The 25,566-nt window shown below is 37.3% G+C and carries 24 protein-coding genes, 3 tRNA genes and 2 pseudogenes; 19 read left to right on the forward strand and 10 right to left on the reverse strand.

The features are described 5' to 3' along the window. The first annotated feature begins 24 nt into the window (after window positions 1–24). The 3 genes from C1G49_RS04455 to C1G49_RS04465 are packed head-to-tail and all read left to right on the forward strand — an operon-like array spanning window position 25 to window position 2,458. Window positions 25–762: a YveK family protein gene (locus tag C1G49_RS04455; RefSeq protein WP_105124769.1), complete on the forward strand. Its 738-nt coding sequence runs from the start codon at window positions 25–27 to the stop codon at window positions 760–762. Window positions 763–783: 21 nt separating this feature from the next. Next, window positions 784–1,503 carry a CpsD/CapB family tyrosine-protein kinase gene (locus C1G49_RS04460; RefSeq protein WP_105124770.1) on the forward strand — a complete coding sequence of 240 codons (720 nt, stop codon included), beginning with the start codon at window positions 784–786 and terminating at the stop codon, window positions 1,501–1,503. After that, on the forward strand, window positions 1,490–2,458 hold the full coding sequence (locus tag C1G49_RS04465) for a beta-1,6-N-acetylglucosaminyltransferase (protein WP_202971640.1): 969 nt from the start codon (window positions 1,490–1,492) through the stop codon (window positions 2,456–2,458). The genes C1G49_RS04460 and C1G49_RS04465 overlap by 14 nt, the downstream gene beginning before the upstream one ends. A 551-nt stretch (window positions 2,459–3,009) precedes the next feature. On the opposite strand, the gene C1G49_RS04470 is transcribed toward C1G49_RS04465, so the two are convergent. After that, window positions 3,010–3,528 carry a hypothetical protein gene (locus C1G49_RS04470; RefSeq protein ID WP_105124771.1) on the reverse strand — a complete coding sequence of 173 codons (519 nt, stop codon included), beginning with the start codon at window positions 3,526–3,528 and terminating at the stop codon, window positions 3,010–3,012. A 35-nt stretch (window positions 3,529–3,563) separates the two neighbouring features. Continuing rightward, window positions 3,564–3,707: pseudogene (locus tag C1G49_RS04475) on the reverse strand (glycosyltransferase family 2 protein); the annotation flags it as partial. 146 nt (window positions 3,708–3,853) lie between these two features. On the opposite strand from C1G49_RS04475, the gene C1G49_RS04480 reads away from it, so the two are divergent. After that, window positions 3,854–5,041, forward strand: a complete 1,188-nt coding sequence (locus C1G49_RS04480; protein ID WP_153048220.1) for a hypothetical protein — start codon at window positions 3,854–3,856, stop codon at window positions 5,039–5,041. Between the two features lie 56 nt (window positions 5,042–5,097). Here C1G49_RS04480 and C1G49_RS04485 read toward each other — a convergent pair whose 3' ends face one another. Further along, window positions 5,098–6,573 (reverse strand): lipopolysaccharide biosynthesis protein, encoded by a 1,476-nt coding sequence (locus tag C1G49_RS04485; protein WP_105124774.1) that lies wholly within the window; start codon window positions 6,571–6,573, stop codon window positions 5,098–5,100. Window positions 6,574–6,674: 101 nt separating this feature from the next. Here C1G49_RS04485 and C1G49_RS04490 point away from each other — a divergent pair, with 101 nt between their 5' ends. Continuing rightward, a complete protein-coding gene (locus tag C1G49_RS04490) occupies window positions 6,675–7,613 on the forward strand; it encodes a glycosyltransferase family 2 protein (protein WP_105124775.1) in 939 nt (312 codons plus the stop codon). Here C1G49_RS04490 and C1G49_RS04495 read toward each other — a convergent pair. Beyond that, complete coding sequence (locus C1G49_RS04495; RefSeq protein WP_105124776.1) at window positions 7,587–8,504, reverse strand: glycosyltransferase family 2 protein; 918 nt, start codon at window positions 8,502–8,504, stop codon at window positions 7,587–7,589. The two genes, C1G49_RS04490 and C1G49_RS04495, sit on opposite strands and share 27 nt — an antisense overlap. Window positions 8,505–8,588: 84 nt before the next feature. Here C1G49_RS04495 and C1G49_RS04500 point away from each other — a divergent pair, with 84 nt between their 5' ends. The 9 genes from C1G49_RS04500 to C1G49_RS04540 all read left to right on the forward strand — a co-directional run bounded on the left by C1G49_RS04500 (window position 8,589) and on the right by C1G49_RS04540 (window position 15,232). Then, the gene (locus C1G49_RS04500; RefSeq protein ID WP_105124777.1) at window positions 8,589–9,359 is read left to right on the forward strand and encodes a glycosyltransferase family 2 protein; all 771 of its coding nucleotides are present in this window, start codon (window positions 8,589–8,591) and stop codon (window positions 9,357–9,359) included. Between the two features lie 9 nt (window positions 9,360–9,368). Next, the gene (locus C1G49_RS04505; RefSeq protein ID WP_105124778.1) at window positions 9,369–10,157 is read left to right on the forward strand and encodes a glycosyltransferase family 2 protein; all 789 of its coding nucleotides are present in this window, start codon (window positions 9,369–9,371) and stop codon (window positions 10,155–10,157) included. Window positions 10,158–10,277: 120 nt separating this feature from the next. Beyond that, entirely contained in the window at window positions 10,278–11,663 is a 1,386-nt protein-coding gene (locus C1G49_RS04510) for a sugar transferase (RefSeq protein WP_161942082.1), read from the forward strand. 167 nt (window positions 11,664–11,830) lie between these two features. After that, the gene (locus C1G49_RS04515; protein ID WP_238595846.1) at window positions 11,831–13,015 is read left to right on the forward strand and encodes a nucleotide sugar dehydrogenase; all 1,185 of its coding nucleotides are present in this window, start codon (window positions 11,831–11,833) and stop codon (window positions 13,013–13,015) included. 84 nt (window positions 13,016–13,099) lie between these two features. Beyond that, entirely contained in the window at window positions 13,100–13,333 is a 234-nt protein-coding gene (locus C1G49_RS04520) for a DUF2969 domain-containing protein (protein WP_105124781.1), read from the forward strand. 51 nt (window positions 13,334–13,384) lie between these two features. Next, a tRNA-Tyr gene (locus tag C1G49_RS04525) sits at window positions 13,385–13,465 on the forward strand. A 257-nt stretch (window positions 13,466–13,722) separates the two neighbouring features. Beyond that, window positions 13,723–13,794: transfer RNA gene (locus C1G49_RS04530), tRNA-Gln, on the forward strand. Between the two features lie 123 nt (window positions 13,795–13,917). Next, entirely contained in the window at window positions 13,918–15,123 is a 1,206-nt protein-coding gene (rpsA, locus tag C1G49_RS04535) for a 30S ribosomal protein S1 (protein ID WP_105124782.1), read from the forward strand. Window positions 15,124–15,160: 37 nt separating this feature from the next. Continuing rightward, window positions 15,161–15,232 (forward strand) — tRNA-Arg (locus C1G49_RS04540). Between the two features lie 41 nt (window positions 15,233–15,273). Here the strand turns inward: C1G49_RS04540 and C1G49_RS04545 are convergent. From C1G49_RS04545 to C1G49_RS04555, 3 genes are all read right to left on the reverse strand, one after another. Beyond that, window positions 15,274–16,365: a tyrosine-type recombinase/integrase gene (locus C1G49_RS04545; protein ID WP_105124783.1), complete on the reverse strand. Its 1,092-nt coding sequence runs from the start codon at window positions 16,363–16,365 to the stop codon at window positions 15,274–15,276. Between the two features lie 261 nt (window positions 16,366–16,626). Beyond that, window positions 16,627–17,274 (reverse strand): type II toxin-antitoxin system PemK/MazF family toxin, encoded by a 648-nt coding sequence (locus C1G49_RS04550; RefSeq protein WP_105124784.1) that lies wholly within the window; start codon window positions 17,272–17,274, stop codon window positions 16,627–16,629. A gap of 13 nt (window positions 17,275–17,287) precedes the next feature. Then, a complete protein-coding gene (locus tag C1G49_RS04555) occupies window positions 17,288–18,091 on the reverse strand; it encodes an XRE family transcriptional regulator (protein ID WP_105124785.1) in 804 nt (267 codons plus the stop codon). Between the two features lie 147 nt (window positions 18,092–18,238). Here C1G49_RS04555 and C1G49_RS11150 point away from each other — a divergent pair, with 147 nt between their 5' ends. Next, complete coding sequence (locus C1G49_RS11150; RefSeq protein ID WP_153308570.1) at window positions 18,239–18,403, forward strand: hypothetical protein; 165 nt, start codon at window positions 18,239–18,241, stop codon at window positions 18,401–18,403. A 322-nt stretch (window positions 18,404–18,725) separates the two neighbouring features. Here C1G49_RS11150 and C1G49_RS04560 read toward each other — a convergent pair whose 3' ends face one another. Further along, window positions 18,726–19,487: a DUF4393 domain-containing protein gene (locus tag C1G49_RS04560; protein WP_105124786.1), complete on the reverse strand. Its 762-nt coding sequence runs from the start codon at window positions 19,485–19,487 to the stop codon at window positions 18,726–18,728. A 322-nt stretch (window positions 19,488–19,809) separates the two neighbouring features. On the opposite strand from C1G49_RS04560, the pseudogene C1G49_RS04565 reads away from it, so the two are divergent. After that, window positions 19,810–20,533 (forward strand): annotated as a pseudogene (locus tag C1G49_RS04565) (IS110 family transposase); the annotation flags it as partial. Window positions 20,534–20,690: 157 nt separating this feature from the next. On the opposite strand, the gene C1G49_RS04570 reads toward C1G49_RS04565, so the two are convergent. Together C1G49_RS04570 and C1G49_RS11450 are read right to left on the reverse strand one after the other, a co-directional pair. Further along, window positions 20,691–21,077, reverse strand: a complete 387-nt coding sequence (locus C1G49_RS04570; RefSeq protein WP_105124787.1) for a hypothetical protein — start codon at window positions 21,075–21,077, stop codon at window positions 20,691–20,693. Window positions 21,078–21,101: 24 nt separating this feature from the next. After that, window positions 21,102–21,524: a DUF6556 family protein gene (locus C1G49_RS11450; RefSeq protein ID WP_330847371.1), complete on the reverse strand. Its 423-nt coding sequence runs from the start codon at window positions 21,522–21,524 to the stop codon at window positions 21,102–21,104. Window positions 21,525–21,636: 112 nt separating this feature from the next. Between C1G49_RS11450 and C1G49_RS04580 the strand changes: the two genes are divergently transcribed. From C1G49_RS04580 to brnQ, 3 genes are all read left to right on the forward strand, one after another. Continuing rightward, window positions 21,637–22,779, forward strand: coding sequence for a cysteine desulfurase family protein (locus C1G49_RS04580; RefSeq protein ID WP_105124788.1), 1,143 nt, complete (start codon window positions 21,637–21,639; stop codon window positions 22,777–22,779). A gap of 1 nt (window position 22,780) precedes the next feature. Beyond that, window positions 22,781–23,998: a tRNA uracil 4-sulfurtransferase ThiI gene (gene thiI, locus C1G49_RS04585; protein WP_105124789.1), complete on the forward strand. Its 1,218-nt coding sequence runs from the start codon at window positions 22,781–22,783 to the stop codon at window positions 23,996–23,998. Between the two features lie 134 nt (window positions 23,999–24,132). Then, window positions 24,133–25,458 (forward strand): branched-chain amino acid transport system II carrier protein, encoded by a 1,326-nt coding sequence (gene brnQ, locus C1G49_RS04590; protein WP_105124790.1) that lies wholly within the window; start codon window positions 24,133–24,135, stop codon window positions 25,456–25,458. Window positions 25,459–25,566 lie beyond the last annotated feature (108 nt).

Genomic DNA, 25,566 nt, shown 5'->3' on the forward strand with positions numbered 1-25,566 from the left:
TACACTTAGAAAGGTAAAAGATGTATGAATAAGAAATCAGATGACATTATGAATATTTTTGATTTGATCAAGCTATTTAAAAAGAATGCACTTATGATTGTCATTTGTGCCCTATTTGGTGGTCTTCTTATGGGCTTGTATGCAAATTTTGCAGTGAAACCTCAGTATGATTCAAGTGCTCAACTCTTAGTTGCCCAGGATCCGATTGATATTGGTAGTGGTAATACTTATGTACAGGCAGCAAACTCTATCCGAACAAATTTGGAAATGATTCCCACCTATCGTGATATTCTCTATGGAGTGCCAGTCCTTGGAAAGGTATCGGAAACGTTTGATGGTAAATATTCGGCAGCAGAATTGAAAGAGCGTTTAAGCTTTGCTCAATCAGAAAACTCCCAGGCTTTTGTTGTGAAGCTCAGGATGGATGACGCAAAGGAAGCGCAAGCTGTTCTTGAAGAAATTACAACAGTTTTCAGTCAAACCTTGCAGGAAATTTATAGTCAAGGTTTTGGCAAGGTTGTGGTTCTCTCCCCAGCCTCTTACAATGGTAACAAGGTGTCACCCAATATCATTAAAAATAGTATTTCAGGTGTGCTAGCAGGTGTCTTTCTCTCATTTGGATTCATTCTTACTAGAAATTTTTTTGACCGAACTGTAAAAAATGATGCCTTGTTACAAAATCGTAACCTGACACTCTTGACCGAATTATATGATATGACTTCAAAAGAGATTAGTGACGCAAATTACAAATCAAATTTATAATACTAGAAAGTGATTCTACAAATGTTTTTCGGAAGAAGAAAGAAACAAAAAAAATTAAATAAGCAACAATTGCAAGGGGCTCCGCTTTATTCAGCGACCCAGCCAACCAGTTTGAATGCAGAGCAGATTCGAGTTCTTCGGACTAACTTAGAGTATGCACAGTTGAATGGTAAAATCAAATCAATCGGTATTACCTCTTCTATACCGGGTGAAGGAAAATCTACTGTCTCAGCTAACTTAGCACATAGTCTTGCTGCAACTGGTAAAAGAGTTTTGATAGTAGATGCTGATTTGCGAAAACCAACCGTCCATCGGACCTTTAAAGTCTCTAATCAACGAGGATTGACGGATCTTGTTATTGGAAAAGAGGGACGTTTTACACAAAACTTACATTATCTTACGGACCTAGACTTGTATGTACTTCCTTCAGGCCCTATTCCACCAAATCCATCTGAACTCTTGCAGTCTGAAAATATGAGTAAATTGATGACAGACTTGGCCAACTACTTTGATTTTGTTATCTATGATTTACCACCTGTTAATAGCGTGACGGATGCACAGATTATTTCCAGAAAAGTAGATGGAATGATTTTAGTAGTTCGTCAAGGCTATGTCTTAAAGACCGAGCTTGAGAAAAGCTTACGGAATTTGAACAATGTTGAAGCAAAACTGATTGGTTATGTCATGAATGATGTTGCAAAAGACCAGAAGGATTCTTACTATTATTATGAAAAAGATTAATGGAAATCAAACAAGAAAACACGCATATTTAATTATGGTCCACCATAATTTTAAACAATTATTATTTCTAATCTCTCTTTTAGATGATGTTAGAAATGATATTTATCTACATATTGATAAGAAAATTGACAAAGAAGCATACACATATATATATAACGAGATACAGAAGGCTACATTCAACTCAAAAATATATTTTGTAGACCGTATTGCTGTTTATTGGGGACATTATTCATTTATTGAGGCTGAATATTCTTTATTTAAAGCATCATCGAGTAATTATGAGTATTCCTATTACCACTTGATTTCAGGTGATGATTTGCCATTAGTATCTCAAGATGCTATCCATCAATTTTTTAATCAGCATCCCAATAAGTTATTTTTAAAGAAAGCCGAGATCACACCTACTATATATGAGAGGGTAGCTTTCCCTTATATTTTTCCCCGTATAACAGAAAGGACTTCAAAGTCATTATTTTTTAGGATATGTTATCGTATTTTTAGGAAACTTGAAAAATCCGTCTATAGAATTTTAAAAGTGGATTGCTTTAAAAAGTTTGGATTGGAGTTGGGAAAAGCTTCTAATTGGGTTTCAATTGATAATCGTATGGTAAAGATTATTCTTGAAAATGAGGAATTAGTAAAACAGATATTTGAGAAATCTTTTTGTGGAGATGAACTTTTTATTCCAACCTTAGTCAATCATTATGATTTGGTAGAAGATGTTTATTATTACGAGATAGTTCCAAATGCCATGGGAGAATTTCAAGGGCACCTTAGATATATCAATTGGTGGGATGGAAATCCATACGTTTGGACAGATTCAGAAAAAGATAAGAGTGAATTATTGCTTGCGAAAAAAAATGGACATTTTTTCAGCAGAAAATTTGACTGTTCTAGATACCCTAAATCTGGTGAATTTGTATTAAAACTTATTGAGCAAGATAATTTTGACTAAGAGTAAACATTTTCCGAACGAATTGGGATAAATGACAGAATAATCTCATCGATCTAGTCAGTGCTTGAAGTACTTTTTTTCTATGTTTTCTCTTACGATATCTCGCTTAGCAATAATATTTTTTGTTCGTCAGTAGTTCAAATACGTCTTAGACTTTTCGCGCTATCCTTTACTCTACAATGGGGGAGAACAGTACTTCGATAGTATCCATTTACGGTACAGTTAATTTTGTAACTCTTAGTCCGTCGCGCTACCTAAGGTACGCGACGAAAGTAATACAAAAAACTCCAAAGCTAATACAATATAGGTTTTAAAGCCGATTGTAGAGCGAATGGAGGAGAAAACATTTTAATGGATGACTTCTTCACGAGCATAAATTTAGTAAGTCTGTATCACATGATATAGTCCTTGTTGCTGGATTGTAAAAGAGTATGAAGAATTTCGATTGGGATTATGGGACATTGTATGAACGATTCTGGAAATGGCTGATGTTAATTATTCAAATCTCAAATTTAAACCACCCGTTTAAGGAGTGGTTGTGATTCTATTTATTATCTATTTGAGAGAAAATGATTAAGAAGTCGTCCTAATTTATAACTAGATGGCAATAGATATACCTTTATTATGTAGCGGTGATATGGCAAAGTTTTTTTATAAAAAGTAGATAGGTATGGATTCTTGAGGTAGTGCATTGAGCGAAGTAAACTTACGGCTTCAGAATAGGCTTTTTTGTCACCGATTTTAATGCTGTTTGCGGTCATTTGAAGTAAATCTTCAATCGCTTTGAAGGCAAAATATTCGGAATAATTTGGATTTCTTTTACCTAAGGTAATATTATTTAACATTGAATTTTGATTTACCTTAGGATTTGGTGTCGTACTGAGTGATCCGTTTCGCGAGCGATAAAAATAGAGTTGTTCAGGGACAGTGGAGATATGCTTGGCATGAATCATCAATTCAAAATAGATGCCTTCTTCCATCCCTGATAAAAATCGAAAATGAATACGGTCTATTAAATTCCTGGATACAATGCGAGCAGTAGGATGTGTGTTTTGATAGATATCTTTCAATTCTGCTTTTCCGTAAACAGGTTTAACTGTTTTAAAATTTCTATGGAATGATCGGTTGAACAATCGTTCACTAGAATTAACTCAACATCTTTTAAACTTTGTTGGAGAATTGATTGGATGCAATCTCCGATATATTTCTCTGTGTTATATACAGGTACAATGATTGAAACTTTAGGCATACATATATTCCTTTCTGTGTGAACTTATATCATAAAATTGCTAAGAAAACTGTTTTTGGAATTCTAATAATTTCCTAAGAGATGTGAAACATATCATTTGCTTAACAAAATTTAAGGTGAATTTATATAGTAAGGAGTATTGACATATGATAGATAATAGACTATTTAATAAATGGGGTATCTCCTTTTTCTATATCTCTATAGCGATTTATCCCTTTAACTTTTTATTATCGCTTCTTTTTCAAAAAATAGGAGCTTCATTTATAGCAGCAAGAAGTATTTTTATTTGCTATGCACTAGTTTATCTTTTGGCAATCTATATTTTGGTGAAATTTGGTTTTTCGTTAAAACGATTAACGGTACTCTATTTCATATATATTTTATACTTCATTTTATATTTGACCAGCCCTCAATCAGTTAAGTCAGTTTATACTGGCACAGTCATGGTGATGATTTACGTCTATTACCTACCCTACTCAGTGCTTATTTTAACTAGAATAAGTGATTTTCGTCAACTATTCACTAGTAAAGTGATTGAGTACATGAATTACTTGTTAATAGTTGGTGCATTTGTTTCTAAGTATTTCTTTCAGAATCAGACCAATTATATGACCTTTTCTTATCAGCTGTTACCAATTTGGATGCTATTTACCTTTAGTTTCATTCGCCGACCGACATTGCTTAAGGCGGGAGTTGCTCTAGTTATGTTGCTAGAGGGAGTTATATATGGTGCTCGCGGTCCATTGATCTGGTTGGTTATCGGAGCAGTGGTCTATTTCATCTTTCTGGCGTTTGAAAACAAGTTCATCAGCAACCTATCCTTGAAGAAATTATCGCAAATCGTTCTATGGCTGTGGCTTTTCATAGGAATTTTCTCAGTTGCAAGAAAATCATTACCTGCACTCAACATTGAAAATTCTTATATTTTAAATCGTTTGGAACAAGGGAGCATCGGAGTGAGTACAGGTAGAAATGAAATGATTGACATAGCCATCAATTATTTAAAACAAATGGGTGGTGAAATTAACGGCCTATTCTTTGACAGAACGATTATGCCTGAAAAAATTTACGTCCACAATTTTATTCTGGAAACCTTTCTCGCCTTTGGTTGGATGCTAGGTGGCTTGATTTTAGTTTCCTTACTGTTTTTTGTCTGTAAGATCTTCCTGATGTCAAATTCTATCAATAAAAAAATGGTTATCTTTGCAGTGTCTTCCTACTTTCTAAAGTATTTTTTATCAGGAAGTATGTATGAAGGGGAAAGTTTTATTATTTTGGTAGCAATCCTATTTGCTATTTATCAGCAAGAAACTTCTAGAAAATCTAATTTATGATTCATAAAAACTCCGTCAATTTCAAGTAACCTTACTTGATAATTGATGGAGTTTTCTTATTTCTTAAAATTAAGAAGATTCTTGTTCAAAACGATCCTATTCAAGATGTAGCTGATAAAAGTTGTCAAGAAAATACTGATAAATCCAAAGAAAATCCAGGAGATGAATGATTCAATTTTGTTGACTCGTGGCAATAGTAAAAGATTAGATAAGAGAACTACACCTGCATCCACCAGCAGCTGTTTATTCAGTAGACGTAAGTCGGTTTTTAATATATGGGAATAAGAGTACCACATGTAGTATATCAAGCTGAAGAAAAGGGCAACGGCAGTGCCAATTGCAACCCCGACGATCTGCCATTCGAAAACCAATACGAGAGACAGGCCGAGATTCAATAAAGCTTCGAAATAGGTACCAAATTGGGTATTTTTAAAGTCTCCTTTTGAAAAAACCAGGGTCCGGTAGGGCAAGCGTAAGGCATAGAACAGAATAGCAAGTGTCATTAGATAGCCGAAGACAGGTTGGTTGTAATTGGCATCGGTAATTTTTTGGGTGTAAAGTACAACAAAAGGTGTGACCAGTTGGAAGGTGCAACTGATAAAAATAGTAGAAGCGGTGTGTAAGAGCCATTCCATTTTATGAAATTGAACTTGCAAAAGCTTTGTATCTTCCATGTGTAGGGCACGACCCAAAAAAGGACGAAGACCACTTGTTGCTGCATTTAAAAATGCCTTAATTCCCTGAAAAACGGTATTGTAAACGGCATAGACTGAAACTTGTGACAGGCTGGCAAACATGGACAAAATGACAATATCCGTACTCTCTTGGATGGTGTAAGCAATGTGTTGACCAATGCCGTACCATTGTTGCTGGATCTGGTAAGTCCGATCCCGAAGAGTTTTTGAAATCTTATAACTACGACGGACATAGAAGCTGATAAAAAGAGGTGGAAGGATAAAAACTAGAGCTGAGGCAAATTTAACCATAAGGACAGTCTGTCCTGACTGGATTAAAACTAATGTAAGAAGTAGGTTGAGGATTTTGGCTGTTCCTTGTAATATTTCCTTGATATATGCCTTTTGGTCGGAGCCAAGGATAATTTGACTGGTAATCCCGAGGAAAAATTGCAGTAAGTGTGAGAGAGACAAAACCAAAATCAATCCTATAATTTGTCTCTGAGAAAAATCTCCAGAGAGTTGAGTGGGTAAGAAAATACAGAGGCAGCCGATATATATTAAGAGGGCAAAGCCGATTCGGTTAAAAAAAGCCTGCGATTTATAATAGATAGTCGAGAGTAGTGCCGTATCTTTATCTAATAATGGTTTGTACATACTAGCTTGAATGACGGCTCCCATCCCCAAATCTAAGAGACTAATTAGGGTCAAATATTGCGAAATACTGGACATAAGCCCATTGACCTCAGACCCGTAGGCAGTGATGAAGAGTCGAGGTAAGATAAGACTACAAACGATGGAGATGACCTTATTTAGCAAGGAAATAAGACCGTTTAGTTTAAGAGATTTTGTATTCACTAGGTTCTTCTTTCAAATAAAAAATTTTTCTTTTCTTTGGAATAGAGAAAAAAATTTGATACAATAAATGATATAAATTAGATAGAAAAATTGAGGAAAAAATGGCAACAATTTCAGTGTGTGTCCCTGTTTACAATTCATCAACGTATTTAAGAGAATGTATTGAATCTATTCGAAACCAAACTTTTAAAGATCTTGAAATTATTTGTGTTGATGATGGTTCGACAGATGATTCTTTGGAGATATTAAAAGAATTTCAAAGAAAAGATCCAAGAGTTCAATTAATTGTTCAAGAACGGAACATGGGGGTTGGAGCAGCACGAAATCAAGCAATAGATCTTGCAAGTGGTCAATATATGAGTTTTATTGATTCAGATGACTTTATCGAGCCAGAGATGTTTGAAGAACTTTATAACAAAGCTATTAAAAATGATGCTGAGATTGCGATTTGTGACGTAAATCTGTATAGTGATGGTGGAAGATTAAATAAGAGAAAATGGTTCACTCCAATTGAAGGAAAAGCAGCTCCAGAAACTCTTTACAAAAATACCCAACCTACCAATAAAATTGCTTCTCTGGATTTAATCAGACGAGAAAGTTTTTATTTTTTAGAAGGCAATAGTGATGGAGTTTATGTGGATTTAATGGTTGCAGCTAAGAATATCACCTCTGTACATAAACCATTTTATAATTATAGAATTCGAGCAAACTCACTTAGCTCAGAATTTCGCGTAAAAAATATTTTGGAATCTGTTGCTTCGTGTAAGCTATTACTATCTAATTGTAAAGCATATAAAGAGTATTACGAATTTAAATTAATCGAAGCGCTTCTACAGTTACAAATGGTATCAATCAAAGAAGAAAATTACAAAACTTACCAAGATGCTAGAAAAGACTTGTTAGACTTAGACTATAAGAAAAATACATATCTATATTCACTTCTAAAAAAAGAACATTCTACTCCAGTATTTTGGGCTATGATAAATATTCTACCCTGGAATTATCATGTTTCCTCAATTTTGATTAAAATGCTTCGTTAAAAATTGTCTTTTTAGCTTTAGTAGAAAGGATAAAGTCGGAGCTCCAAATAACGATGCAAAATAATAAAGAAGGGGAATTGGCTTTGGCCGAGTCGTTATTGACTTCAAAAGGTGTTTTCTTGTCAATTTTATTTTATTTAGTCCGAAATAACGCATTGCAAGATAATATTCATGATAGGCTATGAGATTATGTTCAGGAATAAGTTGTAAAGTATTATTTAATGCTCTAGCTCGTTCAGAAACAATTTTATAACCTTGAATAACTTTAGTAATATTCTTTGAAATACTATCTTCTTGCGCTTCATAGATAACCAAATTCTCCGCTAATTTGTACCCTTTGCATATTGTAAGTAATTTTAAGAACAAATCCCAATCTTGACAACTTAAGAGCTGAATGTCTAAACCGCCAACTTGGTTGAATAAATGTTTTTTTACGATTAGAGTAGAAAAGCCTCCTAGATTATTTTGCAAGATAGTTTCTTTTAAGGGGATAATTCCTTCAGATAATACCTGAACAGTTTTTGCATCAAAACCTGTGACAACAAAACCTATTTCAGGATAGAGATTAAAGATATCCATCTGTTTCTCAAGTTTAGTTGGGAGGAAATAGTCATCAGAGTCAAGAAAGGCAATAAATTCCCCTTTCGCATGAGCTACTCCTAGATTACGACACGCGTTTGCTCCACTATTTATTTCTTGTTGAATAAGAAATAAGTTCGGAATTGAAAGTTGTAATTTTTGAATAATTTCAATAGAATTATCGCTTGATTTATCGTCAACGACAATGATTTCGATTGATTGAAATGTCTGATTTATAACACTATCTAGGACCTCCTTCAACAGGTGTCCTCGATTATAATTAGGAATAATAATTGATATAAGTGGTTTCATAATATCACTTTCTAATCATTTAGTTGACTTTAATATTACTACAGGATAGCAATTTTTTCAAATATTATTCACAAAGGAAAGAAAATGAATTTTCAAAATGAGACACCTTTAGTCAGTGTCATTATCCCAATGTACAATGCAAGATTGTACATTGCTGAAACAATTCAAACTGTACTCCAGCAATCATACCCTAATGTAGAAATTATCCTAGTGGATGATTGTTCAAATGACGGATCTTTTGAATTTGTATCCAAAACATTTGGTCATCATTCAAATATTTCTATACTTCAAAATTTGATAAATAATGGTGTTGGTCATTCTAGGAATGTTGGTGTTGCCCATGCTAAAGGACGATTTATTTGTTTTTTAGATGCAGATGATTTATGGCTGCCTAGGAAACTCGAAAAACAAGTGAGGTTTATGTTGCAGTACAAGTATTCATTTACATTTACTGCCTATCAATTTGCAGACGAAAAAGGGCTGCCTATTAGAAAACCAATCTTGGTACCATCAAAAATTTCCTATAAAGAAGCGTTAAGAAATCATACAATTTGGACTTCAACTGTTATGTTGGATATGGCTTCATTAACAAAAGAACAAATTGCTATGCCGGATGTTCGAAAAGGACAAGACACTGCAACCTGGTGGAAAATCTTGAAAGTAACAGGGTATGCGTATAGTATAAATGAAGTTCTCTCTCTCTACCGTAGGACTTCAGATTCGCTATCTGCAAATAAATTATCTGCTATTAAACGAACGTGGAACTTATTCAGAAATGTCGAAGGTTTAACTATTCTAGAATCAATAGTACCATTTTGTGGTTATGCATTAAATGCAATAAAGAGAAGAATTTAAGGAGATTTGATGGTAGTACTTGTTGCAACACTTGATAATAATAATGTTCCTGAATTATTAAAAAATATGAACATCTCGGATGTTGAGGCCATCGTAGTAAACCAATCTTCTTTAGGTCGTAACATAAGAAATATAGAAAAATTGGGAAAATCTACGATAATTAATAGTGAACGACTAGGTTTAAGTGCAAGCCGAAATGATGCAGTTGATATGGCAAATGAGTTGGATATTTGCTACATTGCGGACGATGATATGGTGTTTGTAGATCAGTATGATAGTATCGTTACGAAAGCATACCAAGAATTTCCAGATGCAGATTTTATCGTATTTATTGTCGATTTTGAAAATAATACTGGTCGAAAAAAAGTACAACCGAAAGGTCGGATACATTATCTAGCAGCGATGCAGACATCTTCAGTTCAGATAAGTTTTAAAAAGTCTAGTTTCATAAAAGCAGGTCTCCGATTTGATGAGCGTTTTGGAATAGGAGCGGAATTTGGTTCTGGAGAAGAAAATATTCTATTATTTGATGCTCTTAGAAAAGGGTTAAAGATATATAGTTACCCTGTAAAAGTTGCAGAATTAATCATTCGTGAATCACAGTGGGACCGTTCTAATACACCGGAAAATTGCCGGAAACGAGGAGCCATATATAAACGAATGACAAAGAGATGGTACTGGCTATTGATACTTCAATTTGCTATTCGCAAACGAAAAATGATGTTACCTGAAATTTCCTTATTTGATAATATCCGCTATATGTTTCAAGGAGCAAGAGAATTTTCTAAGCTTAAATAATATAAGGATATAGTTATTATAAAAATTGTGTTATAATTAAGGAAAAATGGTGGAACACAATTTAAATTTACAATTTAGTTGGCAAATAATCACAAAAATAAATAAGGATAGGTAGAGATAGTGTTTATCAGAGAACAAGCTTGGATTAGACTTGCCACGATCATAGAGGCAATCATAGTTGTCACATCTGTATTTCTAATAATTAGTTTATTTCAGATTGTTGATATAACTGTTTTAGATTTAAAATTTTCGTTACTGGTTCTACCTTGGATAATCATTTTTTATATTTTCTTGAGCAGAGCTTTTGATACCCATGTATATTATAACCGAACAGTAAAGGGCGATATTCTAAACTCCTTTTTTGTCCAACTATTCTTTTTGGGTGGCTTATCAATAGTTAGTCTTCCATTTCTAGGTTCATTTCCTTTTTCTGTAGTATCATTTATTCATATTCTCACTCTAGGAACGTTTTTATCTAGCCTAGTACATCTCATTATTTTTAAAATCTATGAGAGTAAAGTGAACAGAAAACGCCTTTTGATAGTAGGGAAAGAAGCTGATGTACTTGCTGCCTGGAAGAATTTTCAAGCATCTAGTGAGCCCTTGCATAAAGTAACCCACTTGGTAGTTAATCACTATTTGGAATCTATCAGGAAAGTTGTAGATGAGATTGATGCTGTTTATATCGCAGGGGACATTGAAAGTAAGACTAGATTAGCAATTTATGACTACTTGATTTCTCAAGATAAAATCCTCTTTCTGACAACTAATGTTGAAAATTCAATCGCTATTAACGCACAGTTGTTCAATGTTTCTGACGAGAGTATGATTCAACTTTCACCATATTGTCTATCTGTTGGTCAAGGATTTGTAAAACGGACCTTGGATTTTCTTATGGCAGGTCTTTTGTTGCTTTTATCAAGCCCGATTTTCATATTAACGGCAATTCTTATTAAGTTAGAAAGTCCAGGACCAATCTTTTATCGTCAAGATAGGGTAACAAAGGGAAATCGTGTATTTTCAATCTTAAAATTTCGGTCAATGAGAGAGGATGCAGAGCAAACATCAGGACCTGTTTTAGCTCGTGCAAATGACAACCGTGTGACACGAATTGGTAAGTTTATTCGCAGAACTCGAATTGACGAGTTACCGCAGTTGATAAACGTTTTAAAAGGAGATATGTCCATGGTCGGACCACGACCAGAACGGCCGTTTTTTGTTGAGCAGTTTAATCAAGAAAATGGTTATTATTCACTTCGCCACAATGTGCGTGCAGGCATCACTGGTTACGCACAAGTTTATGGAAAATATACCTCTGATTTTCAGAGTAAATTAAAATTTGATTTGCTATACATCAAGAAATATTCCATCTTACTAGATATTAAATTATTACTAAAAACCTTTGTCACTCTCCTCGATAAGACAAGTTCTCGTGGTCAATCACAGGAGGATGATAAAGAAATAAATCTGGAGAAACTTGCTGAAACTATCAAAATACTGACCTAGTTTTCAAAATTTGTAACTGCAGGTATTAGAGAATGCTCTATTGATTGAGAAATGAGGAAGTGTTCATGAACAAAGCATTAGAACAAAATAATGACAGTAGAAATCAGATAACTGATATAGCAAAGCCTACAAATACCATCGCAGTTGTTGGTTTAGGCTATGTAGGAATGTCCATTGCAGTTCTGTTAGCACAAAATAATAAGGTTTACGCTGTTGATATCCAAGAAGAACGAGTTGAGCAGGTGCGGTCTAAAAAATCTCCAATCCAGGATGATTATATCGAACGATTTTTAAAAGAGGAAAACTTATTCTTAGAAGCGACAACAGATGCTGAATCAGCCTATAAAGCAGCTGATTTTGTGGTGATTGCTACTCCGACCAATTATGACGATAAGACAAATTACTTTGATACAAGCTATGTTGAAAGTGTCATAAAAGATGTCTTGGCAGTGAATCCTAATGCCCTCATGATTGTGAAGTCAACAGTTCCAGTTGGATTTACTTTGAATATGCGTCAAAAATACCAAACCGAGAACATTGTCTTTAGCCCAGAATTTCTTAGAGAATCGAAAGCACTCTACGATAATCTCTTTCCATCTCGTATTATCGTTTCCACAGAAATGACAGATTCTCCTAATATAAAAATGTCTGCTCAATTATTTGGTGATTTACTGGCACAGGCTGCCCAGAAGACTGATATCCCAATATTGATAATGGGAGCCACGGAAGCAGAGGCTGTTAAGCTTTTTTCCAATACCTATTTAGCCTTACGAGTTTCTTACTTCAATGAATTGGATACTTATGCAGAACTGAATAATTTACGAGCAGAAGACATTATTAAGGGTGTTGGTTTAGATACGCGAATTGGTCAGCACTATAACAACCCTTCGTTTGGTTATGGAGGCTATTGTTTGCCTAAGGATACCAAACAATTACTTGCCAATTATCAGCAAGTCCCACAAAACATGATTTCAGCTATTGTTGAAGCCAATCGAACTCGAAAAGATTTTATTGCGGAACAAGTTATCAAATTTGCTGAGAAAATTCATGCTACTGCCAGTGATAAACCAGTAACTGTGGGTGTTTATCGTCTAACGATGAAAACAAACTCGGATAATTTTAGGCAAAGTTCCATTCAGGGCGTGATGAAACGTCTTCAGAAAAAGGGAGTAGATTTAATCATCTATGAACCAACTCTTCCCGATAACTCATTTTTTGAAGGGTGGAAAGTGGTGAATGACATCAAGCGTTTTAAGCAACAAACAACGGTCATAATTGCCAATCGCTTTGAAGAATGTCTAAAGGATGTTGAAAATAAAGTCTATTCTAGGGATATTTTCAGAAGAGATTGATGTGTATCATTTCAATCTACATGAAGGGCTTGTGCTTGCAAGCTCTTCTATTTTTTTGTAGAATAGTAAAAGTGAGGTTTGAAAATGAGTAAAAAAGATAAAAAAATTGAAATTCAAATTGAAGATAGTAAAGTCTTGGTCAACAAGGAAGAATTTGCTGGTTACCGCTTGGTAATTGGTAAAAAAGTTATCGGTGAAATTGCAGAATTGGCAGAAAATAATTTTGCTGTTGTAAAAAATGGCAATACCGAAAGCTTTTATAAAAAACTAGACAAAGCAGTTGAAAATATCATAGAAAATTATAATTTAAGTCACTAAAAGGCTTGTAATAGTCACTATTTTATGTTAGAATAGTGGCTGTTGGTGTATGGAAAGATAGCGAAGAGGCTAAACGCGGCGGACTGTAAATCCGCTCCTTCGGGTTCGGGGGTTCGAATCCCTCTCTTTCCATTGAACAGGATACAAAGGACGTTAAGAAATCCGTATGAAAATAGGAAACTGACGCAGTGTGCTAAACACACAAGGAAGTTTATCTTTTTCACTAGGATTTTAGTCCGTGTTCAACTAAGATACGAAGCCGTTAAAACGCCCAGTGAAATTAGGCGATTGACACCGTGTCGAAAGACACAAGGAAATCGGTCTATTTCACCTAGCGTTTAGGCTGAGTTCAATTTCTTTCAAAATAGAAATGGACAGTATCTATATTTTGGGGTATCGCCAAGCGGTAAGGCAAGGGACTTTGACTCCCTCATGCGTTGGTTCGAATCCAGCTACCCCAGTCAAGGTACTAGATTAAATCTAGTTCGTCAAAGATGTCTAATTGTTGTTGTCCTTGCGTGTGCCTTAAATAAAATATATTTTATGTTGGGTCGATAGACCTGATTGTCGGAGGTTTTTTTATAATGAACGAATTTGAAGATTTGTTGAACAGTGTAAGCGAAGTTACACCTGGTGATGTGGTAACTGCAGAAGTATTGACAGTTGATGCTGGTCAAGCAAACGTAGCTATCTCAGGTACTGGTGTTGAAGGCGTATTGACTCTTCGTGAGTTGACTAACGACCGTGATGCTGATATCAACGACCTTGTTAAAGTTGGTGAGACACTTGAATTGTTAGTACTTCGCCAAGTTGTTGGTAAAGATACAGACACTGTTACATATCTTGTATCTAAAAAACGTTTGGAAGCACGCAAAGCATGGGACAAGCTTGTTGGTCGTGAAGAAGAAGTTGTTACTGTTAAAGTAACTCGCGCCGTTAAAGGTGGTCTTGCAGTTGAATTTGAAGGTCTTCGTGGTTTCATCCCAGCTTCAATGATCGATAGCCGTTTCACTCGTAACACTGAGCGTTTCGTAGGTCAAGAATTTGATGCTAAAATCAAAGAAGTTGATCCTGCTGAGAACCGTTTCATCTTGTCACGTCGTGACGTTGTTGAAGCAGAATCTGCAGCTGCACGTGCTGAGGTATTTGGCAAATTGGCAGTTGGTGAAGTTGTGACTGGTAAAGTTGCACGTATCACAAGCTTCGGTGCCTTCATCGACCTTGGTGGTGTAGATGGTTTGGTACACTTGACTGAATTGTCACACGAGCGTAACGTATCTCCTAAATCAGCTGTAACAGTTGGTGAAGAAGTAGAAGTTAAAGTTCTTGCAATCGACGAAGTCGAAGGTCGCGTATCATTGTCATTGAAAGCTACACAGCCTGGTCCATGGGATGGCGTTGAGCAAAAATTGGCAGCTGGTGACGTTATCGAAGGTAAAGTAAAACGTTTGACTGACTTCGGTGCTTTCGTTGAAGTATTGCCAGGTATCGATGGTTTGGTACACATTTCACAAATTTCACACAAACGTGTTGAAAATCCAAAAGATGCTTTGTCAGTAGGTCAAGAAGTAACTGTTAAAGTTCTTGAAGTGAATGCTGCTGATGAGCGTGTATCACTTTCTATCAAAGCTTTGGAAGAGCGTCCAGCAGCTGCTGAGGGCGAAGAAAAAGCTGAAAAGCGTGTTCCACGTCCACGTCGTCAAAAACGTGAAGAAAAACGTGATTACGAATTGCCAGAAACTCAATCTGGTTTCTCAATGGCTGACCTTTTCGGTGACATTGAATTGTAATTCATATAAAAACTTGCCTTGTGCAAGTTTTTCCTTTCCACCCTTAGTGTAATGGATATCACGTAAGATTCCGGTTCTTGAGATGGGGGTTCGATTCCCTCAGGGTGGATAAAAAGTACGCTTAAAACCCTTGGTACACAAGGGTTTTTGTTATGTTTGACCCAAATCTGCCCCAAATTTTTCAAAAAGATTTCTAACTTTGTCAAAATTTTGGGTTTGTTTTTCTTCAAAAAGGTGGGCGTATGTTTTTAATGTTTCTGTCGTATCTTTGTGACCAACTAATTTCGATATTGTCATAATATCCAAATCGCTGTGTATCAAAAAACTAACATAGGTGTGCCTTAATCCGTGGATCGTGAAAGTTGGTTTTGTTTTCTTTTTTAAGACTTTATTAGCAGCAGTACTTGATACCTTAGTAAATAATCGCTTTTCAGGATTATCTATATACCCTGTATCCATGTATTCATCGTAAGCTGCTAGCCATTCTTTGTCAATCGGAACATCTCGTACAGATTGAGGATTTTTGGTCGTATTCCAACCCAACTTCCCGCCGTATACTTTGTAAGTTCGAAGGACTTGCAGTAGCATATTCTCCCTATCAACCGTTAATGTTGTCAGCCCTAGGGCTTCCGAAAATCGTAGACCAGTTTTTCCTATTGTGTATATAAAAAAGTGACTTTGGTATTTAACGGACCGCCTACAGTCTAGTAAGAGGTCATTGTATTCGTCGAGCTCTAAGTATTTTTCACTTTCCTCTTTGGATTCGACGTTGGAAAAAATTTTAGCTAATTGAGTGAAATCTTTTTTTAATGTCCCTTGATGCAAGGCGACCTTGATTGCTGATCTAATATGGGAATTAAACAGTTTTACCGTGTATCTGACATATCTATCTGCCAGTCTATTGAGGACTTCCTGGTGCATGGTTGCCGTGATTTTGGATAGCTTGGTATTTTGGTAATACTCTTTGATGATTTTTAGGTTAAATTCATATTTCCGATAAGTTTCTGGGTCGACGTGTGGTTTCTTATGGACCTCCATCCATTTTCCAAAGTATTCCGCAAGGGTAATATCCTTATCCTCGACAATGCCAATAGATAGTTCTATTTCAGCTTGGGATGCTGCTTGAACAGCTTCAGACTTAGTCCTAAACCCAGACTTAGATTTTTGCTTATATGAGCCGTCCGGGGATTTATATGAGATACGGTATTCCCATCCGTTATCCCTTTTTCTAAAGTATGCCATTGCTTTACCCTTTCTAATTTGATAAAATGGGTATAAGAAAACTGCCCATTTAATGGCGATTTCTTATACGGAATTCCCCTACACTCAAGCTTGCCGGCGGAGAGTGTAGGGATTTTTTTTTGTAAAATAGCAAAAAAGCAGCCATGAAAAACATGACTGCCGTACGGTATGGGACTAAATCCCGAATGTAAACTTTATGAGGCTTTACCTCTAATACAGTCATATTTTATACTTATTTTTGATTTTTGTAAAGTATTTTGGTTAGAAATACAATTCTTTAACTTTTGCGTTGATGGCGTCAAGAGTTTCTGGTGATACTTTTATCTTTCCTACAGGGTCTAAGGGGTTCTTTTTGAGTATCCTGTCTTTGCTAATGGTTTGTAGGCTGTCGCATTTTGCGAATGATTGCTTGAGGTATTTACCATAGTAGTCGATGACTTCTTTTAGATTTGAAATGGTGAGTTGGAACTCCTCACTTGAAGTGTCTTCCTCAGTTATCTTCTGTTCTAGTTTAGCAAATTCTTTGTCTATGTACTTAAATGATTGTTGACCAATTATTTCTTGTAAGGGAACAGTGTTGTCATTTTCTTTGGAAGTGATTGGGATGACTGTCAATGTCTTTTTGTACGGTGAATCTGTTTTATCAAGTACTATAGCCCAATGATTGTTTGACAACTCTCCACCAACGTTTACTCCAAATTCAACAAAGACTAGTGAACCACGATTAAACTTCCAATATTTCCTTTTGGGATTTTCTGCCTCGTAAAGATACTGCTCTGATTGTCTTTTGACAGCAGGGGCTAGGAAGCGGTATTTGGTGGAGGTGTGTTTTGCCTTGCCAAGTTTGTATAATTTTTCTACTTTGATGTAATTCTGTTTGGCATTCTCAAAGTATGGATTTTCTTTCATAAAAATCTCCTCCCTACCTCTCCCTATAAACCTCCACGACCTCGCCGATGGTGCGCATGTCTTCGGTGAAGGGGATATTGTCATAGTCTGGGTTTAGTGACTGTAGATGGTCGCTTTTTAGTTTCTTGACGTAGTTTTCGCCGTCTATTTGGAAAATTCCGATTTTGTTTAGATCTACCTGGTCCTTGAGTTTGATAAAGAGGAAGTCTCCGTTTTTTATTTTGGGTTCCATGGAGTGTCCAACAACGACTGCGACGGTGTCGTACTTGCTTTCGTCCGGAATGTCGTCTGCGTAGAAGTCCACCATGGTGTCGTAGTCATCTTCTTGCCAGTAGCCTGTACCTGCAGATACCTTGCCTGGTACGGGTAGGCTGATACGCTTTCTAGCTTCGTATTCTGCCCGTTTTTCCGAGATGTCGATAACTTTCCCTTGTTCTTCGGCTAGAAGTGTCTCAGAGGTCGCTAGGAGCTTATTCTTGCGTGTGTCGTTGAGCTTGTCATAGTTAGATAGCAGAATAGTCTTACGTGGGTCGAAGTTGGGAAGAGGGATGGAAGAAGAAGGGATTGTGGATTTAAACCGTGGGTCTATATCCGATTTCTTCAATCCAAAATAATCTGCGATTTTTTGGACGTTGCTAGGAATTGGCAATGATGTTCCTTTTACATACCCTGTTAATGTACTCGGCGGAATACCCGTCCCCCTTGATAAATCGATTTGTTTTTTATTCTGTTCCGTCAGATATCTATTGATGTTAGCAGAAATCACGCTCATCAATTCAATTTCTTGCGGTGTTAATTTTCCTCTACCGCGAACCATAACATTATCTCCTTTTTTTATCTTTACTATATAATATCGAATTATTTCGTAATTGTAAAATAAAAATACAAAATTTTTTCGACTTTTTTCGTAAAAATTGTCGAAGTACGATTTAATTCGTAGTATAATTTAATCAAGGTCAGGGAAATGACCGAACTAAAACAGGAGGAAAAGCAAATGGTGGACATACTAAAAAGCCTAGCTGATAACGACTTAGCAATCCCGATTATCATTCTAGGCTTAGTAAGAGAAGCTCGCTTATGGCACAAACAAGTGCTTGAGCACAAGCGGAACTTACAAAACAAAAAGTAAGAGCAAGGGGCGAAAGCCCCAACCTCTTATTTGAAGTATACCACCATTTGCCAAATAAAGCAATGATCTATTGGTTAGCTGGTTTGTTGGTTCTGTCGTTTGTGATACGGCAGATTGTGAAGTGGAGGAAGAAGTAAAGGTGGAAAGGAGGGAGAAATGATGGGGATTATTCTTACATCGATATTGGTTTCGTTTACGGTATCTTTCCTGATGATGAAGTGGCATATCCATAATATTAATAAACTCTATGAAGGATATTTTGAAATGGAAAATTCCAATATCAAACATTTTACGGAAATAGTATTGAAAAAATAGAAAATCTTTAGTCTAAACAAATATTACAAAAATCAATCCCGAGCGGAGTTAGAAATAATATCCCTTTCTCTACGTTAATCTCCTGCTGGCGAGAGGCCAATTCATTGTTGAACTCTCTTATAAGATTATTGTCTTTGTGCACAGCATAGTGTGAATCGTCAGTTAGCCATTTTTCAAAATTTATATCAATCAAACCTAGTCTTTTGAGATTTATGACTGAAGAAGCCTGTTTGTCGATATGAAGACATTGTGGATTTGATAAGAACACGTAATTTTTGAACAATTCTTGCTTGCCATCCATTTTGTTAATTGAATAGTTAGTGATAGGCAATGAGTGTGGTGCTTTAGAGATGATTTTTAAGTTGTCTGCATCAAGAGGAGATATTTGTTTTATAATTTCGATGAATGAATGATGAACTCTATCATTTTGTCTAGAATCGAATGACGAAGCTAATAGTTTTGCAAACATTTCACGCAGTTCCATTTCGTCAATATAAAACTTAGATGCTTCTAGTCCTGGACCGATAATACTGAGTTGAGGTTCTTGTAGATACTCTTTAGGGATATTCGAAACTTTTCCTGTGATGCTATCAGCGTATTGAGCTTTATTATTAGCAACCCTTTCGTCAATCTTTTTGGTAAGAAAATTATCCAATGGTCCGAAAACGTACTGCCACAAATTATTAAATGTTTGTGCAGGAGCTTCGGCACCTTTTGTGGCCATTGTGGTGGCAAATGCTGTTAATATCGTTGGGAGTAGCTCTTCCATATTCTTTCCCTTTCTAACAAATTTATGAATAGAGGGTGTAAAGGTTTTACTATGAGAATATTATAGCACAGATTGCTAGATATAGTGTTACAAACATTTTACATTACTATATCTAGTGCTTTACAAGGAGGATATTATGTGGGAAAGACATCCATGATGGCTCCGCCCTCACCCACAGAATAACGAAAACGAACATAAGGCCCTCACTAGGTGTATAATCTTAGTGAGGGCTTTGTGGTTGACGAGTTAATGATGTTAGTCATCGCGGGAAAAACTAACCCACTCTACTGACGAGCACCCCAGAATATGCGATAGGCATGAGTATAAAAATACGACTAAAGGCCTACGTGCTTGCCACGATTTTCTCAGTCAATTTCATGTGGAAGCTGTTGGTATGGAAAGCACAGGTGTTTATTGGTGACCTGTCTGGCATGCTCTATGTGATGACTTCAAGTTGATACTCGCTCAACCAGCCCACATGAAGGCTATTCCAGGTCAGAAAACCGACAAGAAGGACGCTCACTGGATTGCCAAATGAACACGGATTGGTCTGCTTCCTCGGAGTTTCGTTCCCGATGAAACCATTCAAGAATTGAGGGAGTTGACCAGACAACGAAAACATTATGTGGAAAGTCGTAATCGAGAAACAAACCGTATCCATAAAATTCTTCAATCAGGTGGTATCAAGCTAACAACCTATATCGAAGATATAATGGGACTATCTGGTCGCAATCTCCTTCAGCTACTGGTTGATGGGACGCCTATCACACCTCGCATTGTCCATCAATCAGTTTACACCAGCTTGAAGAAGAAAGTACCGCAGCTTATGGAAGCCTTGGATGGCTATTTTTCTGACCATCACCGCTTTATGTTAAAGCAGTCATTGGAGATTTATGATTTTTATCAGATTCAAAGTCGGCGTGGTTCACAAAAAGCAACAATTGCCCTTGCACATCAATTATTAAAAATAGCTTATATCCTCTTACAAGAGCAGATAACGTATCCTGAATTTTTAGCACAGAAAAAGACTACTAGGGACGAGCTAGTAGCCTAACATAAAAATTTTTCACTTTGATTATATCATAGGGAGGGAGTTTTTGCATTCTTTTGAGTTTTCGTATAAGAATTCAAATGATCAGAAAAGTTCGTCAACAACTCATTATTTCATGTTGTTGAGCAAAAACGGTCTATTCCCAGACCGTTTTAGTCCCGCTTTCTTTTCGTCTGTAAATAGTGATAGCGATAGACGGTATAGCGTTCAATAAGGCGGTAGCCTATTCCACCTAAAATAGCTTTGATGATAAAGACAAGGTGTTTTGATAGGGGGGCCTGGACAGTCAATCCAAAAAGTATTCCTAAGATTACCCAAACTAGTACTGCCCACCAAAGCTCTTTAAACGGAGTATATTGTCCATGTCTTTCTTTGACTTCATTCGATACTCTAACTGCACAGCTAGATAAGATAACTATGGGAAGAAGAGAATTGGTGTTAAACGGTTCTGGTAAAAATGATGCTAGCAGGAAGATTTCAATGAATGAAAATAACAATAACCAAACTAAAATAGGTATTCTAAGAATAAAATATTTCATACAGTACCTCCTAGATTTAGTATATCAAACCAAGAGCAGTTGTGCAATACTTATCTGGTTATTCTTGGGAGGAACTTGTGGATGCTTCAGTAGAGTTCTCAGTACTACTCGTCGTTTCTGTTGTACTCGTTTGGATTTCTTGACTAGATGAAGTTTCTGTGATGCTAAAGAACTGCTCTTCTCAGTGGTAGAACTACTGTATATTCCATTTGACGATGTTATTTCAGTGATTGGGATTGTCACACTTTTGTTTTCTCCTATTTGATTGATTGAAGATACTGTGGTCACTGAGCTGCTGGGACTAGTAGTGGTTGCATTAGATGTTATTGAAAAAGTATAGATTGTGATACAGGCAGTAACAATCCCTAAAATTGAGCCAATGAAGGTTAAAAATTTTTGGAGTTTTGTTAAGGCAGAACCATGTTCTTTTCTATTTATTGATTTCATGTGCTATCCTCCAAGTTCATCATAAAAAACCAAGTTTAAAACTATCTTAAAGATTGGCGAAAGGCATGAAAACGTGATAAAATAGGACTATTGCAAAAAAAGGAATGAAGACATGATTTATTTTGACAACGCAGCGACCACCCAGGTCTATCCAGAAGTTCTCAAGACCTATACGGAAGTGGCAACCAAAATCTGGGGCAACCCCTCTAGTCTCCACAACCTAGGTAGCCAGGCGACCCGTATCTTAGAGGCCTCTCGCAAGCAAATAGGAGAGCTTCTCGGCAAGGACAGCAAGGAAATCTTTTTCACCTCAGGTGGTACGGAAGGTGATAACTGGGTCATCAAGGGGGTGGCATTTGAAAAGGCGCATCTGGGCAAGCACATCATCGTGTCAGCTATCGAGCATCCAGCGGTAAAAGAGTCAGCACTTTGGCTCAAAACCCAAGGTTTTGAGGTGGATTTGGCTCCGGTCAATGCCCAAGGTTTTGTTGATGTTTCAGCCTTAGAAAGCCTGATTCGTCCCGATACCACACTGGTTTCTGTCATGGCCGTCAACAATGAAATTGGTGCTATTCAGCCCATTCAGGAAATTTCCCAGCTCTTAGCTGATAAGCCAACTATCTCCTTCCATGTGGATGCGGTGCAGGCAATCGGCAAGGTGCCAACGGAACGGTATTTGACAGACCGAGTTGATTTTGCCAGTTTTTCAGGTCACAAATTCCACTCTGTCAGAGGAGTAGGTTTCGTCTATATTAAAGCTGGCAAGAAAATCGCTCCGCTATTGACAGGAGGAGGACAGGAAAGCGATAAACGCTCAACCACGGAAAATGTGGCTGGGATTGCTGCAACGGCTAAGGCGCTCCGCTTGACCTTGGACAAGGCAGTAGACAGCCAGAAGCGGCTGGCGGCTATGAAGCAAATCCTGGTGGATGAATTGAGCAAGTATGCCGATGTGACTGTCTTTTCTGGGCTAGAGGACTTTGTGCCAAGCATTGTGACCTTCGGGATTAAAAATATCCGTGGTGAAGTCATCGTCCATGCCTTTGAAGACCACCAGATTTACATTTCGACAACCTCAGCCTGCTCGTCCAAGGCTGGAAAACCAGCTGGAACACTAATTGCTATGGGTGTTCCGCAGAAGTTGGCTCAAACTGCCGTCCGTATCAGCTTGGATGATGACAACGATATGGGACAAATCGAACAATTCCTCACGATTTTCAAACAAATTTATCAAAACACACAGAAAGTAAGGTAGAATGAACTATTCAGAAATTATGATTCGCTATGGCGAATTATCAACCAAAGGGAAAAACAAGATGCGGTTTGTCAACAAACTGCGTAACAACATCAAGCACGTCCTTTCTATTTACCCAGAAGTGACGGTTTATTTTGACCGTGACCGTGGGCATGTCTATTTGAACGGGGCAGATTATCAGGACGTTTCAGCTTCTTTGAAGAAGATTTTTGGGATCCAAAATTTCGCACCGTCTTATAAGATTGAAAAGTCTGTTCCAGCCTTGAAAGAGGCGGTTGTGGAGATTATGCGGTCCATTTACAAGGAAGGGATGACCTTCAAGATTGCGGCACGTCGTAGCGACCACAGTTTTGAATTGGACAGTCGTGACCTTAACCAAGTCCTTGGAGATGCGGTCTTCACAGCTATTCCAAATGTACAGGTGCAGATGAAGTCGCCAGACATTACATTGCGAGTGGAAATTCGTCCTGATGCAGCCTATATTTCCCATGAAGAAATCAAGGGAGCAGGCGGTCTGCCAGTTGGTACATCTGGCAAGGGTACGTTGATGCTGTCAGGTGGGATTGATTCGCCTGTTGCGGGTTATTTGGCCCTAAAACGTGGGGTTGAAATCGAAGCCCTGCACTTTGCTAGCCCTCCATATACCAGCCCCGGTGCCCTTAAAAAAGCCCATGATTTGACCCGTAAATTGACTGCCTTCGGTGGTAATATCACCTTTATCGAAGTGCCGTTTACAGAAATTCAGGAAGAAATCAAGGAAAAGGCCCCTGAAGCCTACTTGATGACCTTGACCCGTCGCTTCATGATGCGGATTACAGACCGAGTTCGAGAGGAGCGTGGTGCCATGGTTATTATCAATGGTGAGAGTCTAGGCCAAGTTGCAAGTCAGACCTTGGAATCCATGCAGGCTATCAATGCGGTGACCAATACCCCTGTTATCCGTCCAGTTGTGACCATGGACAAGTTGGAAATCATTGATATTGCTCAAGAAATTGATACCTTTGATATTTCCATCCAGCCATTTGAGGATTGCTGCACCATCTTTGCCCCAGACCGTCCAAAGACTAATCCTAAGATTAAAAATGTCGAGCAGTACGAAGCCCGCATGGATGTAGAAGCCTTGGTGGAACGAGCTGTGGCTGGGATTATCGTAACTGAAATCACTCCGAAAGAAGAAGTGAAGGACGAAGTGGATAGTTTGATTGCCGATTTATTGTAAGGAAACAAAAATATTTTTCAGAAATATAATGAAAATCTAGCGAAAGCTGGATTTTTTTGCAACTTGCTCGGAAAAGAAAGATTTGTATGGTATAATAGTTTTTCACAAATATTTTTTCCAACAAAGGAGGAGTTATGAAAAAAGGTGCTCTAACAGGTTTACTCCTGTTTGGTATGTTTTTTGGTGCAGGGAACTTGATTTTTCCACCAGCTTTGGGGGTCTTGTCAGGTGAGAATTTCTGGCCAGCTATATTAGGATTTGTCGTATCGGGTGTCGGTATTGCCGTCATTGCCTTGATTGTCGGAACATTAAACCCCAAAGGTTATGTACATGAGATTTCTCGCAAGATTTCTCCAGCTTTTGCAACGGTTTATCTTGTTGCCTTGTATCTGGCTATCGGTCCTTTCTTTGCTATTCCGCGTACGGCTACAACGTCCTTTGAAATTGGTATTGCGCCATTGTTAGGTGAAGCAAACCTTGGAATTTGGTTATTTGGTTTTACAGCTCTCTACTTTGTGGCAGCCTACCTGATTGCCCTTAATCCTTCTCAGATTTTGAATAGTATTGGACGAATTTTAACTCCAGTATTCGCCATTTTGATTGTTATTTTGGTTGTTCTAGGAGCTATCAAGTATGGTTCGACCAGTCCTCTGCCAGCAGCAGAAGCTTACTCAGCTGGACAGGCTTTTGGTACAGGATTTATTGAAGGATATAACACTTTGGATGCTCTTGCCTCTATCGCCTTTAGTGTGGTAGCTGTTAATACCTTGAAACAACTTGGTTTTTCAAGCAAGAAGGAATATATTTCAACCATTTGGTCAGTTGGATTAGTCGTTGCTTTGGCCTTCTCAGCGCTTTATGTTGGTTTGGCTTTCCTAGGCAATCATTTCCCAGTGCCAGCAGATGTTTTGGCATCCGATACGAACAAGGGTGTCTACGTCTTATCTCAAGCAACACAAGCTATTTTTGGTCCAAGTGCTCAAATTTTCTTGGCTGCTATGGTTATCGTTACCTGTTTTACAACAACAGTTGGTCTTATCGTTTCTAGTGGAGAATTCTTTGCAGAACGTTTCCCACGTTTTACTTACAAAGTCTATGCAACTGTCTTTACCTTGATTGGTTTTGGGATTGCCAACCTTGGTTTGAACAATATCATTACCTTCTCAGTTCCAGTTCTTTTGGTTCTCTATCCAATTACCATCTGTATTGTCTTGATTACCATTGTCAATAAATTTGTACCGCTTTCGACCTACGGTATGCAATTAACTGTGGGACTAGTGACAGCTTTGTCATTGGTAGAAGTTTTGGCTGGTCAATTTGGTTGGACAGCTGTTTCAACAATCATCTCAGCTCTGCCATTGGCAGGACAATCATTGGCCTGGTTATTACCAGCTCTTGTCGGAATCGTCCTCTCTCTCTTCTTACCAAACAAGCAGGAGAGCGAAGTTTTCGAAAGGTAAATTCTCAAAGTAAGTTCTAGTTCCCGTCCATCTAGAAGTTACTCTGAGAAAACTGCATAAAACCAACAGAATTTAGTCTCAGACTAAGTTCTGTTTTTGCCTAAAATG

It is taken from the genome of Streptococcus suis (assembly GCF_002960625.1).
Lineage (GTDB): Bacteria > Bacillota > Bacilli > Lactobacillales > Streptococcaceae > Streptococcus > Streptococcus suis_T.